This is a genomic window from Paenibacillus germinis (assembly GCF_013141785.1).
GTDB lineage: Bacteria > Bacillota > Bacilli > Paenibacillales > NBRC-103111 > Paenibacillus_E > Paenibacillus_E phytorum.
In genome coordinates this window covers 1-14,690 of record NZ_WHOC01000167.1, presented here as the reverse complement: position 1 = coordinate 14,690, position 14,690 = coordinate 1, and the positions used below count along the sequence as shown (strand labels likewise).

The window sequence follows — 14,690 nt, the reverse complement described above, 5'->3', positions numbered from 1 at the left end:
ACAGACTCAGTGCCGCTTAGGCACTGGGTTTTTGTTGTTTCTGGAAGAAAAGGAAACGCGGACTTTATTAAATGTTTCCTTCATTTGTTGTCACTTGTTTGATGTCCTGAATAATATGTTACAACTAATGCCTAAGCCTAATGGACATAAGAAGAAAGGATGACGATAGATAACAATGAAAAGGACATATAAGTTCACCGAAATCGCTGGTAAAATCGGAAAAACACGAGAAGTTGTAAGGGGTTGGTCAAATTATTATCGCGAATTTCTTCCAACTAAAGTATTTGGCGGATCCCAAAGGTACACAGAAGAAGCCATTGGAATATTTGAGATCATTTCCAAGTTGAGCGATGACAATAAACCGCCTAGATTTATAAAAGAATATTTACAGGAAATGCGTCAGAAAGCAATTATCGCACTCAATGATGAAAAGCCATTACCTCCTACACCTACTACTATTCCTGACTCCAATTTACTTCCTACCGTAGACAACTCAATTTTACCTCCAGTTATGAACAACGCCAACTTGCAATTAAGTAAAGATACGATGGAATTAAGTAACATGGTACAGCTCCTCACGCGAAAGATAGAAGCGAATAAATCTCCAAGGAATTTAAAGGACCATATAGACGACCTGAATCAAAAGGTTGGTATCTCGTCTAAAGCAGGTGGCAGGCTTTTGTCACCTATGATGGATCACTCAAACTCTCAGTTCGTTCAATTAAGTAATGAAGTCGCGGAACTTAGTAACATCATCCATGCGGTCAAGCAAAAGGTTATCGAAGTTTCGAACGTTTCAGAAGAAGTAACGGAACTGCGAAACGTGATCCAAATTCTCACCCAACATGTAACTGATTTGTTCGAACAGGACATTAGAAGTGAAATTGCTACTACGCTAGAATTACTACACAGACAAATTGAGGGTGTATCTGTAGAAGTAATAGGGCTGAAGAATGTGATCGAAACCGTTCAGCAAAAGGTAACTGAAGTTTCGGAGCAAGATCTCAAAGGTGAAATACTCGCTGCCACAACGGAATTACTGAATCAACGATATGAAGGCGTTTCGGAGGATGTAAAGAGCCTGCATAATGGGATTCGTCTCCATACACAAAAGGTAACGGAACTACAAAACGTGATCCAAGCCGTTCAGCAAAAGGTAACTGAAGTTTCGGAGCAAGATCTCAAAGGTGAAATACTTACTGCCACAACGGAGTTACTGAACCAAAGATATGAAGGTGTTTCAAAGGATGTAAAAAACCTGCGTAATGAGATTCATATCCACAAGCAAAAGGTAAGTGAAAAGTTGGAACAAGAAATTCGAAGTGAAATAAATGCTACTGCAGAATCGCTAGACAAACGCTACGGCACCATATCTGATGAAGTAACGGTACTGCGAAACGTGATCGAAACCGCTCAGCAAAAGGTAACTGAAGTTTCGGGTCAAGATCTCAAAGGTGAAATACTTACTGCCACAACGGAGTTACTGAACCAACGCTATGAAGGCGTTTCAAAGGATGTAAAGAACCTGCGAAATGAGATTCATCTCCAAACGCAAAATGTAGCTAATGTGTTCGAACGGGGCATTAGAAGTGAAGTTGCTGCTGCACTAGAATTACTGAATAGACAAATCGAGGGTGTTTCTACAGAAGTATCGGGATTGCAGCATGCGATCGAAACCGTTCAACAAAAAGTAACTGAAGAGTCGGATCAAGATCCCAAAGGTGAAATACTTACTGCCACAACGGAGTTACTGAACCAACGTTATGAAGGCGTTTTGGAGGATGTAAAGGACCTGCGCAATTTGCTTCATCTTCACACGCAAAAGGTAAGTAAAATGTTGGAGCAAGAAATCCGAAGTGAAATGCTTGATACTGCAGAATCACTAAACAAACGATATGATGACATATCTCAACAATTGACATCACAGCAACGACTACTTGAAAAGATCTCTAAAATGTTAGGTTTTTAGGCTATCATTTAATCCTCATCATTTATACAAATATCAGTTAGCAATCGACGATTTAGCCTCGTCATCCCTCCCACTCTGTTCGTTCACAATTTAGACACAATATTTTAATCTATTTTTCAGATTTGCTTAAGGTTGGTTTATTGTTACACGGGTATAGTGATGATGGTTATATGAACGAGTAGAAATGGGGGATCTTGGATGCTTGAGGTCAAACAAGTCAGCAAGCTGTACGAAAATGATCGCGGCGTACACAACATCGACTTCTCGATGCAGCGCGGTGAGATCGTCGGCTTCTTAGGGCCGAACGGTGCTGGCAAAACAACGACAATGCGCATGATTACGGGGTATTTGAACCCTACGCATGGTCAAATATGGGTGGATGGTCACTCCATGGCTGATAATCCGAAGAAAGCACGCCGCAAAATCGGCTACTTACCCGAAACACCGCCTCTTTATCCAGAGATGACGGTGCAAGCTTACTTACGATTTATCGCAAATCTTCGCGATGTGCCTGCACGGGAGCAGAAGCTGCGTGTCGGTGAAGCGATCGACAAGCTAGGTCTGCAAGGCCGCGAGAAGCAAATCATTCGCTCCTTGTCTAAGGGCTACAAGCAGCGCTTGGGCCTCGCGCAAGCGATTCTGCACCAACCGGATCTGCTTATCCTGGACGAGCCCACGTCTGGCCTCGATCCGAAGCAGATCATCGAGATCCGCCAGCTGATTCATGAGCTGGGCGAGAACCATACGGTGCTGCTGAGCACGCACATTCTCCCGGAAATTAACGCAATTTGCAACCGCGTTCTCATTATTAACCAAGGCCGCGTCGTTCTCGACGAGCGCCCAGAACATCTCGGACGCACGATGGGCGAGACGTTCGAGGTGTCGCTCGAGGTCAAGGGACCTCGCGAGCGGATCTTAACCGAGCTGCGCAGCCTTGAGGCGGTCGCAGAAGTGAAAGAAGTCGACGCGCCGAGCGACGCTGCAACTATCGCTGCCTCTGCAGCGCAGGATGTGTTCGTCAACGACGAGGCATCGAAAGAAGCAGCGACCACAGAACCGCCAGCAGCAGCACCAACGCTAGCTGCCGAAACTGTGAAGCTGCTCGTCACCTCCGCAGATCGCTCCGATATCCGCGAGGCGTTGTTCTTCCGCTTGGCAGGCGCAGGCTATCCAATCCTCGAGATGAAGCGGGAAAGCCTCAGCCTAGAGGATATCTTCCTCAAGTTGACAACGGATGAACCTGCCGAAGCCGACAGCTCTCCGAAGGAGGAGGTAGACACCGATGCGTAGAATCTGGGCCATTTGCTCGAAAGAGCTTCAAATGTATTTCTTTTCGCCTGTTGCTTACGTGGCGTTCGCTTTCTATGTGCTGCTATCGAGCTTTTTCTTCTACATCAACTTCGTTAACGGTCAGCCACCGATTGTGGATGCGCGTTCCGTTGTTGGAAATACCACATTCGTGTACCTATTTATCATCCCGCTTTTAACGATGCGTCTCATCGCGGATGAGTTCCGTCAAGGCACCGATGAGCTGCTTCTGACTTCACCAGCAGGTATTGGTGAAATCGTGCTGGGTAAATATTTGTCCGCTTTTATTGTACAAGTGGGGCTAGTAGGGATCAGCTTGATCTACCCGCTCATTATGTCTGCCTTCGGAACGCTGGATAAGCCTGTTATGTGGCTGTCTTATCTAAGTATGTTCCTATTAGGCTGCGCGATGATGGCCATTGGCTTGTTCGCTTCCAGTTTGTCCAACAATCAGATGGTTGCCGGTATTTCAGGTTTTGTTATATTGCTTTTGCTGTGGCTGCTTGATTGGGTAAGCGGCAGCATGACAGGCAAGCTGAAGGATTATGTCGCTCAATTCTCATTGACGAGCCATCTGACGAACTTGCAAAAGGGCGTCCTGCACGGCGGAGACATCCTCTTTTATATCACATTAACAGCTGTGTTCCTGGTTCTTTGCATACAAGTCCTTGAAAGAAAGCGTTGGAGGTGAGCGGGATGAATAAGTGGATACGGGGAACTAATGCGACTGTTCTATCGATCGCCGTTATCGGCATTTTCATCATTTTGACCATCTTCCTTCACTCGCTGAAAGGCTTTCAGGTCGATTTGACGAAAAATAAGAGCTTTACGCTCTCCGAGCAAACAGTTGCCACACTCAAAAACTTAAATCAAGATATTCACATCGTTGCCTTTACGAATAGCGGGGACAACAACGGTTTTGTGACGCGACAAGTCACTGATATGGTGACCGAATATAAGAAGCAAAGCGGTAAGATTACGTATGATGAATACGATATGCTGAAACAGCCTTCGATGGCCAAGCAGTATGGTGTCGATCAAGGCGGAACGATTATTTTTGAAATGGGTTCTAAAAAGCAGAATATCAATTTCTATGAATTGTTTGTCGGCCAACAGGATGGCTCCTACACGTTCTCAGGGGAAGAGAAGTTTACCCAGGCCATTAAGAGCCTCACGTCCACAGAGAAGCATACGGTTTATCTGCTTTCCGGTCATCAGGAATATCCACTGAATGCCATGACCATTTTGAAAAGCAGTCTGGAAGCCGCTAACTATGTCGTGAAGGACCTTAATCTGTTCGTTGAGGGTAAAATACCGGACGATGCGCAGATGCTGATGCTGCTTGGCCCGCAAAATGACCTGAATGATAAAGAAGCAGCGCTGATTGAAGCTTATTTGAAGGATAAAGGCAAGATTTATATGGCATTAGGCTTCAATAAAGATATGGCAACCAAGTGGAAAAATATCGATGCGATCATGAAAACATACGGCATTCAGGATCAACATGCGATTGCGATTGAGCCGAAACAAACGTCGCTCTATGATCCGCTGACGATTATTCCGGAGTATGGCCCGCATGACATTACCAACAAGCTGTCCAGCAATAATTTGATTACGATGCTGTCGCTGGCTGTAAGCTTGAATGCGGATGGCAGTGCACCAGACTACACCCAGTCCCTGCTTTTGAAAACGACAGATAAAGCTTACGGGGAAACCGATATCAACCTTCTTGCACAATCCAAAACCAAACAGGATGCGACAGATGTCAAAGGACCGCTCAACCTTGGCTACGCGATTTCGGGTAAGGATAACAAGCCTAAAGCCGTTATTCTAGGGGGATCTACGTTCGTACTGGATGAAGATATTCAGAATCAAGGAAATAAGGATTTTGCTCTGAACAGTATTGGCTGGCTGCAGGAACAGAAGGATCAGATCACAATTCGTCCGCGTCAAGGGGATGCATTCCAACAAGCGATGATTACGCCTAGCCAAGCGAATACCATTTTCCTCGTAACGATCGTGTTCTTACCGCTCTTGTTCCTAGTCATTGGCGGCTTGATCTGGTGGAGGAGGAGACGAGGATGAAACGGTTTATTCCAACAATTCTGTTAGTCGTAATTTGTATCGGCGGTTTTTGGTACGCTTCGAGCAAAGACTTCTTTCAAGAGAAAAAAGATGAACCGAAATCGCTCATCACACTCAAGCAAGAAGACGTGCAGTCCATTCATGTAAAAACAGAGGTACAGCAGATCGAATTAGCTCGGAGCGGCAGCGGATGGGAAATGAAAAGCCCGGCAGCAGCGCCGATTAATACGAATCAAGTGGGTTCGTGGTTGGATGGCCTCGGTTTGGTGACATCAACGAAACTAGTTGAAGATCAGGTAAGTAATCTATCCAACTATGGGTTAGATAAGCCGCTTGGAACTTATGAAGTTACGTTAAAAGACGGCTCGAAGAAAGGACTGCTGGTGGGTACGGCTCTTCCTATTGAAGGCTTCTCCTATGTTCAGGTGGAGGGATCTCCTGCTGTGTATCAGGTGAGTGACCAGTCGCTCTCTGCGCTCAGCAAAGAACCGGTAGACTTTGCCGATGCTAGCCCAGTCCAATTCGAAAGCGACAAGGTGCAGAGCGTAAAGCTGACGTGGAAAGGTCAGACTTGGACGCTTGCCAAAACAGACAAAGACAAGGTAGCTGCTGAGGCTAACTGGAAGCTTGGTGATAAAGAGCTGAAAGGCGCGGAAGCGAATCCGCTGCTGGATGAGCTGATCTTCCTGCACAGCACTGAACTTCCACAGCCAGCGGCTCAGAAACCAACTGCGGGCGGTGAGCTCAAAGTGGAGCTTGTATTGTCTGTAGATGGCAAAGAGGTCACCGAGCTCTATGAAGGCAAGCTAAGCCAAGATCAAGTCTGGTTGGCGAAGCAAGGCGGACAATGGGCGTACCTGCTTACTGCCGCAGATATACAGAAATTGGCGGATGCCTATGCCGGCAAACCGGCTCAGCCCGCCTCTTAACAGGAAAACTGCTCCGTACAGTTCAAACGTGCTGTGTTGGGGCAGTTTTTTTCATTAACTTTTTTTTCCAATGACACATAAAACGGAATAATTTGGGAAACCTACAAAAAAGGAAAGGAAAGGAGGTAACATTCACATGTACAGCAATCAAGAGAACCAAAACATTTCCACCAAAGAGCTTTTATACCTAGCGGATACACTGAAAAATGAGGATTTGTTAGCAAAGCTTTGTGTACAAGGAGCATTGAATAGCCAAAGTCAGTCCTTGAAGCAAACCTTGTCTCATCTTTCTCAGGAGCGGCTGCAAAACATTAGCGTCCTCATCAACACCCTACAGCAGCAATCAGGCATTACCCATTAATTCGTACATAATAGGAGGTGCAAGAAGCATGTATCAGCAAAACCCGTATCAACAACAGCAGCAACAGCCAAACCAGCAGCAACAAGGACAATTAAAAGATGAGGATTTCGCGAACTTTGTCCTTTCCGAGTTGAAACGTAGTGCTCGTGAATATACGACTGCAGCTTTGGAAGCCGCTAATCCGCAGATCAGGCAGGCCTTCCAGTCGTTATTGCAAAAGACATTGCAGGATCAAGCTGCCGTATTTCAGGAAATCCAGAAGCTTGGCCAATATGAGATTCAAGCTGCTCCTCAGCAGCACATTCAACAAGAACTGCAGAAACAAAGCCAGATCGCAGCTCAGCTGCAGTCCTTTGTACAACAAAATTTGAGTCAAACCAACACGGCTAGCTATCAGCAGCAAGACCAGATAACTATTGCGCAGCAACATCAGCCGCAGAGCCAACAACAGAACCAGATTGCTGCTTTATATCAAACACAGACACCTATCCAACCCATGATTAGTGCCTCTCAATATCCTAATGCTGTGTACAATAATCAAGGGCAAGGATATTCAACCCATACACAGCCTTCACCAAACCAGACAAGTCAACAGCAAGCCTATATTAGCAACCAGCAAGGACAAAATTTTCAAGATCAGAATTATGGACAAACCGGCTACGGTCAATCTCAGGGTTATGCCGCATCATCCGGATATAGCGCATCTGAAAATGCTGGCATTACTGGCATTACAAGCAAATCGGCAAGTTCTACCAACGCTTCCCGCAGTCACACAGGTGCTCAGACCTCGACGGCAGGAGAAAGCTCTTATCTCAGTAAGCAACAACATGAGGGAAGTAAATACAGCTTCTAAATCGCATTGTTCCCTCAAGACCAAGACGTCCTAGCTTTTAGCTATAGGGCGTCTTTTTTATTATCAAATATTTATTTGTCCCACTTTTCTCTAATCATGGTATGGAACCAGCTTGTCACACATATATAAGGAACATAGGATGTCCAAACTTATGGGAGAAGGGTGCTAATGCTGATGAGAAAAACGTGGATTTACGGCGCAGCTACTTTAATTGTACTAGGAGCATTAACAACAGCATGTGGTTCCAAAGAGGAAGTTGCTAGCAGCGGTTCAACAGGCTTGAAGGACACCAAGGCAGCGACTACAGTGGCTCAAGGGAAGACGGAAAGCAGTGTGAAGACGGTGACCGCAGGCGCCAAGCCAGCCATCGATGCACAGGTAACTAAAGTTGAGGGAAGAAACGTAACGATCACGTATCAGACAAATAATTTCCAATTAGCTGATCATATGGATCAAAAAGCAGTACAAGGAGAAGGGCATCTTCATTTGTATGTGGATGGTAAGATGAAAACGATGATTGCCAAAACAGGTCCGTTAACACTAAATAATCTAGCAGCAGGTAAACATGAAATTAGACTCGAGCTTCAGCAGAATGATCATACGGATATCAATGTAGAGAAAATTCTTAATATTGAAGTAAAATAATTGGGAACATTTGTGCGTATTTGACTGGAAATCTAGCTTGGGCGTAGATCAGATAACATTACGTACATATTCCTTGAAAAGGCGGGCGCTTAGCCCGTCTTTTGGCATTTGACACACCTGAATACGTAGCATAGACTGTTGATAGTATGGCAGTATTGCCGCCTAATCGGAGGGAAACAATTGATCGTCGATATACGTAAGTGGAAGCATGTATTTAAGCTTGACCCAGATCGGGACATCTCAGATGAAGCGCTCGATCGGCTATGCCAGTCTGGGACGGATGCAATCATGGTGGGTGGCTCAACAGGGGTAACTTTTGATAACACAGTAGATCTTCTATCTCGCATTCGTCAGTATGAGGTGCCCTGTGTGCTTGAGATATCCAATCAAGAGGCCATCGTCCCAGGGTTCGATTTATTCCTAATTCCGATTGTTCTGAATGCGGGTGATCCGAATTGGATCGTTGGGCAGCATCACGAGGCGTTGAAGGAATATGGTTCTATGCTCAATTGGGACGAGATAATAGCCGAAGGCTATATTATTCTGAATAGCGAAGCTACAGCGGCGAAATTAACATCGGCTCGTAGGAACTTGGATGTCAAGGATGTTGCGGCATACGCACGCATGGCGGACAAGCTTTTTCACATGTCTATTGTTTATTTGGAATATAGCGGTGTGTTTGGTGATATGGAGCTGGTAAGGCGGACGCGACAAGTGCTGGAGGATGCCCGTTTATTCTATGGCGGAGGCATTGACAGCCTAGATAAAGCGCAGCAAGCAGCGGAGGTCGCAGATACCATCGTCGTCGGTAACATTATTTATAGTGATCTGGAGCAGGCGCTTCAGACCGTGAACTTTGATAGAACAGGAAGGTAACTTATGAACGAGACAGTCAATATTTTAGACGCGATAAAAAGGTTGAATCCCGAGCAGCGCAAAGCAGTCGAAGCTGTTGACGGCCCACTTCTGATTATGGCTGGAGCGGGAAGCGGGAAGACACGAGTGCTAACGCATCGTATTGCTTACTTGATTGGCACGCGTAGAGCGGCGCCATGGAGCATTCTGGCACTTACGTTTACGAATAAAGCGGCACGTGAGATGCAGGATCGTGTCGGCAAGCTGGTTGGCGGCAGCGGGAGTGATATTTGGGTTTCCACGTTTCACTCGATGTGTGTACGCATGCTGCGCAGAGACATTTCACGCATCGGTTTCACCTCGAATTTTACCATTCTAGATTCCGGTGATCAGTTATCGGTCATCAAAACGTGCTGCAAAGAACTGAACATTGATACCAAGAAGTACGAACCTAAGACCTTTCAAGCGGCCATCTCTACAGCCAAAAATGAACTCATCTCTCCTAAACAATTTGAAGATAAAATCGGTGACTACTTCGACGGATTGACCTCGAAAATTTATACGCTTTATCAGAAGAAGCTTAGAAGCAACAACTCCCTGGATTTCGATGACCTAATTATGGCAACCATTCATTTGTTTAATGAAGTTCCAGAGGTTCTGGAGTTTTATCAAAATAAATTTCAATATATCCATGTCGATGAGTATCAGGATACGAACAGGGCGCAGTATATGTTGTGTCAAATGATTGCGGCCAAACATAAGCGCATTTGCGTTGTGGGAGACAGTGACCAGTCCATTTACCGTTGGCGCGGAGCTGATATTTCGAATATCCTTAATTTTGAAAAAGATTATCCGAATGCTACTGCTATTCTTTTGGAGCAAAATTATCGCTCCACATCTAATATTTTGCAGGCTGCCAATAAGGTCATTGCCAATAATACGGGTCGTAAACCCAAAAATTTATGGACGGATAAAGAGGGCGGCGTAAGGATTAAGCTGTTTCAAGCTGATTCTGAGCACGAAGAAGGCTATTTCGTTACGAGTGAAATTAATAAAAATAAGTCCAATGGTAAAAAGTTCGGCCATCACGCTATTCTGTACCGGACGAACGCACAATCTCGGGTAATTGAGGAAATTCTCATTAAATCCGATATCCAATACACCATCGTTGGCGGCGTAAAGTTCTACGATCGGAAAGAGATCAAAGATATTTTGGCGTATCTGCGCCTTATCTCCAATCCGGACGATGATATCAGCTTGAGCCGAATTGTGAACGTGCCGAAGCGGGGCATTGGTGACACCTCGATGGATCGAGTGGCCGAAATGGCGGGACGAAGAGGTATTTCCTTATATGCCATGCTGGAGGAAGTCGATTCACTCGAGATCACGTCGAAGGCTAAGCACGCTTTAGCTGATTTCCGCGAAATGATTGATAACCTGAACCGCATGGTTGAATACTTATCAGTAACTGAACTGACGGAGAAAATACTGGAGATGTCGCAGTACCGTTTGGAGATGCAGCGTGAGAATACGATTGAATCCAAGGCTCGTCTCGAAAATATCGAGGAGTTTCTGTCCGTGACGATGGACTTCGAGAAACGTAACGAGGACAAGTCACTCATCTCGTTCCTGACCGATTTGGCGCTTATCGCCGATATCGATACGTTGGATAAAGAAAAAAGCGAGGAAGAGCAAGATGCCGTTGTGCTCATGACGATGCACAGCGCCAAAGGTCTAGAGTTCCCGGTTGTATTCATCATCGGGATGGAAGAAGGTGTCTTCCCGCACAGCCGTGCCTTCGCCGATAACGAAGAGCTCGAAGAGGAGCGCCGTTTGGCTTATGTCGGTATCACGCGCGCAGAGCAAGAGCTTTTCCTCACGTGCGCCCGTATGCGCACGCTCTTCGGCCGCACCGCGGCGAACGCGCCATCGAGATTCCTTCAGGAGATTCCGAAGGAACTCCTGGAGAATGTCTCGATGGGCGGCTCCATCGGTGGAGGCTTCTCGCGAGCTGGCCGCAGCAGTGGCAGCTCGTGGGGCAGCAGTGGCAGCAGCGCCACTGCCTCACAAGCGGGCCGCGGCTCCGCCGGCTCGTCAGCTTGGGGCACGCCGTCCTCGTTCGGACGGCCTAGTACGGGCGCGGCTGCGCCAAGCCCTGCAGCCGGGGCGAAGCCGGCTGCGTTCCGGGCTCCGCAGCCTGCCGCAGGCGGCGCGGTGCCGGACTACAAAGCCAGCGACAAAGTGTCGCATGGCAAGTGGGGCATCGGCACCGTTGTGTCAGTGAAAGGCTCGGGTGATGATACCGAGCTGCAAATTGCTTTCCCGGCGCCTGTTGGCTTGAAGCGCCTGCTTGCGAAGTTCGCTCCTATTACGAAAGAATAGGAGCCGCTTGCGCCTTTATTTGCCGCACTAACCCCTATTACCCATTAGAGAGGAAGAGCCCGTAATGACAGATGCCATCGCGGCAATGAAAACCCTCATCCAAGAAATCAACAAACATAACCATAACTACTACACGCTCGATGAACCGGCGATTTCCGATGCCGAGTGGGATGCTTTATACAATAAATTGACCGCGTTGGAGAAGGAGACAGGGATTACCCTGCCTTCTTCTCCTACTCAGCGCGTGGGCGGCGACATTCTCAAAGGCTTTAATCCACACAAGCATCTGGCCCGACTCTGGAGCTTGGACAAAGCACAAAATGCCGAAGACCTGCAGGCTTGGCATACACGTGTACTTAAGTTAATTGCAGATTACAACAGCAAGAATCCTGAGAACCCGCTGCCAGACCCGACGTATGTGGTGGAATTGAAGTTCGACGGACTCACGCTGAACCTTACCTATAAGCAAGGAGAGCTAGTTCAAGCCTCTACGCGAGGAAACGGTACGGTTGGTGAGGGCATTTTAGCCCAGATCAAGACGATCAAATCCATCCCGCTGGAGATCCCATATAAGGACGGAACCATTGAAGTGCAAGGTGAGGGTATGATGTTCCTCTCCGTTCTCGAGGCGTACAATCAAACTGCAACGGATCCGCTCAAAAATGCCCGCAACGCAGCAGCCGGAGCGCTGCGCAATCTCAATCCCAAAGTAACGGCAGAGCGTAAGCTGAACGCTTTCTTCTATAATGTGGGTTACTCCGACGGTATCCAATTTGAAAATCATTTCGATATGGTTCAATTTCTTCGTGACAACCACTTTAAAGTGAGCAACCGTACACGGTATTTCAGCACGATTGAAGAAGTAAGCGCAGAGCTGGAGCAGATTGCCGAAGAGCGCCTTGGTTTTGATTTTCTGATTGACGGAAGTGTCGTCAAGATTACGGACATGCGAACAAGAGAAGTGCTCGGCTACACCGAGAAATTCCCTCGTTGGGCGATCGCGTATAAGTTCGAGGCTGAAGAAGCAACAACCATTTTGCAAAGTGTGTCATGGGAAGTCGGCCGCACCGGCAAAATAACGCCGCTTGCCCGCGTTGAAGCCGTAGATCTCGCTGGAGTTACCGTACAGAACTGTACGCTCAACAATGTCGGCGATATCGAGCGCAAAAACCTCAAGCACGCCTTAGGCAGCCTCGTCTACATCCGTCGCTCCAATGATGTCATTCCTGAGATTCTCGGCAAAGTAACCGAGGAGAATGACGGCGAGGAGATTGTAGCTCCGACGCATTGTCCTTCCTGCGGCAGTGAACTTGAGATGCGTGGTGCGCATCTATTCTGTTTGAACCGTCTCGGCTGCAGTCCGCAGCTGGTTGGGCGTATGGCGCATTTTGCTTCGCGCGATGCGATGGATATTGAGTTTTTCAGCGAAATGACTGCCTCACAGCTGCATCAAGAGCTGGATGTCCGTGATCCTGCGGATTTGTACACCCTACAATTCGAGGATCTCGTCAAGCTCGATCGCTTTGGCGAGAAGAAGGCCCGCAACCTGCTTGATGCCCTTGAAAAAAGTAAATCGCGCGATCTAGCTTCGTTCCTTTATGCCCTAGGCATTCCTAACTCGGGTAAAACCACGACCAAGGTGCTGGCAGACTACTATCGCAGCCTAACGAAGATTATGGCGGCTACGCCTGAGGAGCTAATCGGGCTTCCAGATGTAGGCGGAATAGTAGCTGAGAGTATTTACTCATTCTTCCGTGACCCTGTAATGGTGTCCAGTATTGAGCGTATGCTCGCTGCTGGCGTCAATCCAATAGCTGAAGAGCCTGCGGTTGTATTGGCTAGCCCTGACAATCCGTTCTTTGGTAAAACCATTGTCCTCACAGGTACGCTATCGACCATGGGACGTGACGAATGTGCCAAGAAGCTGGAAGCGCTAGGAGCTAAGATTACTGGCAGTGTTTCTAAGAAAACGGACATCGTGATCGCAGGGGAAAGCGCCGGAAGCAAGCTGACGAAAGCGCAAGAACTTGGAATTCGGATCATTGAGGATGAACAGGAGCTTTTACAGCTTTTAGGTGAAGCTTAAATCACAAATAAGGGGACAGTGCCATGCCGAATAAACTTCATATAGTGAATGGAGACGCATTTGGAGATAAGCTGCGTGCTTCGGGTATCGATGGAGATATATTGGTGTGGCGCGAGTCACTATATGAAGGACCTATCGGCATGCAGATGTCTGATAGTGTCCTTTTATCTATGAGGGCGGCCTATATGAATCGCCTGCACGGCATTCCTGAGGAAATATTCAAGTCCATTACCCTACAGCAGGAAGAAGTGCTGGACAGTGTCGCAGTGGAAGTAGACGAAATTGTCCTGTGGTTTGAGCATGATTTATATGACCAATTGATGCTTTGTTATTTGCTATCGAGATTATTCGCTCTCCCTAATCGACCCTTTAAACTATCTTTGTTAAGTATCAATCATTATCCTGGCGTTGAGTTCTTTCATGGATTAGGACAATTAAACGTTGATCAAATTACTCTATTGCACGACAAGTGGTTGCCTGTAAATGAAGAACAACTTCTTTTGGCCTGCAAGGTCTGGACAGCTTACGCAGCTTCTGAGCCACTTCTTATGACGACTTTATTGGAAGAGGATTTATCAGCACTGCCTTTTCTTAAAAAGGCCCTACAAGCCAATTCAGAACGCTATCCATCTATGCGAAATGGCTTGAACACCATCCAGCAGCTAATTCTTGATCTGATTGGGGACGGAGAGTTGTCTGTTCTGTCGTTATTTCAAAAAGTAAGTAAAACGGCTAGTCACTACGGCCTCGGAGATTTGCAGTTCTGGGCTACTGTGGATAGTATCCGCAAATGTGAGATTCCGCTGGTCCGTCTTGCTGGAGGGGACAAGCTGCCTAGTTACAGCGAAGCACTGCCGCTTCAATTTGAAAAATGGCGATTATTTAGGACGGACATGGGTAAACTAGTTCATACTTGTGAGCTGGATCATCAGTACCTAAATGGCATTGATGATTGGATTGGCGGCGTTCATCTGCTTGGGAAAAAGGATATATGGCGCCGAAATGGCATCTCTACGGGGTTTGTGAAGATGTAAGATAATGGATGTATAAAATTGCTTGCAATTCGTTTTGAAACCTGATAATATTACTTCTTGTCACCGCAAGAGCGATGCATTAACGCTTTAAACGGTAACGCAATAAAGCTCCTTGAAAACTGAACAAATGAATGAAGCAAATCAGCAAATTCAGTCACGCAAGTGACTACAATTGAGATTGCA

General features: G+C 46.8%; 12 protein-coding genes. All 12 read left to right on the top strand.

The features are described 5' to 3' along the window. Positions 1–175: 175 nt before the first annotated feature. The 12 genes from GC102_RS32330 to GC102_RS32275 all read left to right on the top strand — a co-directional run bounded on the left by GC102_RS32330 (position 176) and on the right by GC102_RS32275 (position 14,507). On the top strand, positions 176–1,969 hold the full coding sequence (locus GC102_RS32330) for a coiled-coil domain-containing protein (protein WP_171693139.1): 1,794 nt from the start codon (positions 176–178) through the stop codon (positions 1,967–1,969). Positions 1,970–2,167: 198 nt separating this feature from the next. Beyond that, complete coding sequence (locus GC102_RS32325; protein ID WP_171693138.1) at positions 2,168–3,259, top strand: ABC transporter ATP-binding protein; 1,092 nt, start codon at positions 2,168–2,170, stop codon at positions 3,257–3,259. Further along, positions 3,252–3,968, top strand: a complete 717-nt coding sequence (locus tag GC102_RS32320) for an ABC transporter permease subunit (protein WP_171640019.1) — start codon at positions 3,252–3,254, stop codon at positions 3,966–3,968. The genes GC102_RS32325 and GC102_RS32320 overlap by 8 nt, the downstream gene beginning before the upstream one ends. 5 nt (positions 3,969–3,973) lie before the next feature. Further along, positions 3,974–5,362, top strand: coding sequence for a GldG family protein (locus GC102_RS32315; RefSeq protein WP_171693137.1), 1,389 nt, complete (start codon positions 3,974–3,976; stop codon positions 5,360–5,362). Next, positions 5,359–6,291, top strand: a complete 933-nt coding sequence (locus GC102_RS32310) for a DUF4340 domain-containing protein (protein WP_171693136.1) — start codon at positions 5,359–5,361, stop codon at positions 6,289–6,291. Before GC102_RS32315 ends, GC102_RS32310 begins: the two co-directional genes overlap by 4 nt. 136 nt (positions 6,292–6,427) lie before the next feature. Continuing rightward, a complete protein-coding gene (locus tag GC102_RS32305) occupies positions 6,428–6,652 on the top strand; it encodes a hypothetical protein (RefSeq protein ID WP_171693135.1) in 225 nt (74 codons plus the stop codon). Positions 6,653–6,680: 28 nt separating this feature from the next. Beyond that, entirely contained in the window at positions 6,681–7,505 is an 825-nt protein-coding gene (locus tag GC102_RS32300; protein WP_171693134.1) for a spore coat protein, read from the top strand. Between the two features lie 168 nt (positions 7,506–7,673). Next, complete coding sequence (locus GC102_RS32295; protein ID WP_171693133.1) at positions 7,674–8,150, top strand: DUF6130 family protein; 477 nt, start codon at positions 7,674–7,676, stop codon at positions 8,148–8,150. Between the two features lie 180 nt (positions 8,151–8,330). After that, positions 8,331–9,026, top strand: coding sequence for a heptaprenylglyceryl phosphate synthase (gene pcrB, locus GC102_RS32290; RefSeq protein ID WP_171693132.1), 696 nt, complete (start codon positions 8,331–8,333; stop codon positions 9,024–9,026). 3 nt (positions 9,027–9,029) lie between these two features. Further along, complete coding sequence (gene pcrA, locus GC102_RS32285) at positions 9,030–11,387, top strand: DNA helicase PcrA (RefSeq protein WP_171693131.1); 2,358 nt, start codon at positions 9,030–9,032, stop codon at positions 11,385–11,387. Between the two features lie 64 nt (positions 11,388–11,451). After that, positions 11,452–13,473 (top strand): NAD-dependent DNA ligase LigA, encoded by a 2,022-nt coding sequence (ligA, locus tag GC102_RS32280; protein ID WP_171693130.1) that lies wholly within the window; start codon positions 11,452–11,454, stop codon positions 13,471–13,473. A 23-nt stretch (positions 13,474–13,496) separates the two neighbouring features. Next, positions 13,497–14,507 carry a DUF1835 domain-containing protein gene (locus tag GC102_RS32275; protein ID WP_171693129.1) on the top strand — a complete coding sequence of 337 codons (1,011 nt, stop codon included), beginning with the start codon at positions 13,497–13,499 and terminating at the stop codon, positions 14,505–14,507. Positions 14,508–14,690 lie beyond the last annotated feature (183 nt).

Coding starts and splice junctions, on each gene's coding strand:
- GC102_RS32295 (WP_171693133.1), top strand. CDS start 7,674: ATGCTGATGAGAAAAACGTGGATTTACGGCGCAGCTACTTTAATTGTA.
- GC102_RS32300 (WP_171693134.1), top strand. CDS start 6,681: ATGTATCAGCAAAACCCGTATCAACAACAGCAGCAACAGCCAAACCAG.
- GC102_RS32315 (WP_171693137.1), top strand. CDS start 3,974: ATGAATAAGTGGATACGGGGAACTAATGCGACTGTTCTATCGATCGCC.
- GC102_RS32310 (WP_171693136.1), top strand. CDS start 5,359: ATGAAACGGTTTATTCCAACAATTCTGTTAGTCGTAATTTGTATCGGC.
- GC102_RS32330 (WP_171693139.1), top strand. CDS start 176: ATGAAAAGGACATATAAGTTCACCGAAATCGCTGGTAAAATCGGAAAA.
- ligA (WP_171693130.1), top strand. CDS start 11,452: ATGACAGATGCCATCGCGGCAATGAAAACCCTCATCCAAGAAATCAAC.
- GC102_RS32320 (WP_171640019.1), top strand. CDS start 3,252: ATGCGTAGAATCTGGGCCATTTGCTCGAAAGAGCTTCAAATGTATTTC.
- GC102_RS32275 (WP_171693129.1), top strand. CDS start 13,497: ATGCCGAATAAACTTCATATAGTGAATGGAGACGCATTTGGAGATAAG.
- GC102_RS32305 (WP_171693135.1), top strand. CDS start 6,428: ATGTACAGCAATCAAGAGAACCAAAACATTTCCACCAAAGAGCTTTTA.
- pcrA (WP_171693131.1), top strand. CDS start 9,030: ATGAACGAGACAGTCAATATTTTAGACGCGATAAAAAGGTTGAATCCC.
- GC102_RS32325 (WP_171693138.1), top strand. CDS start 2,168: ATGCTTGAGGTCAAACAAGTCAGCAAGCTGTACGAAAATGATCGCGGC.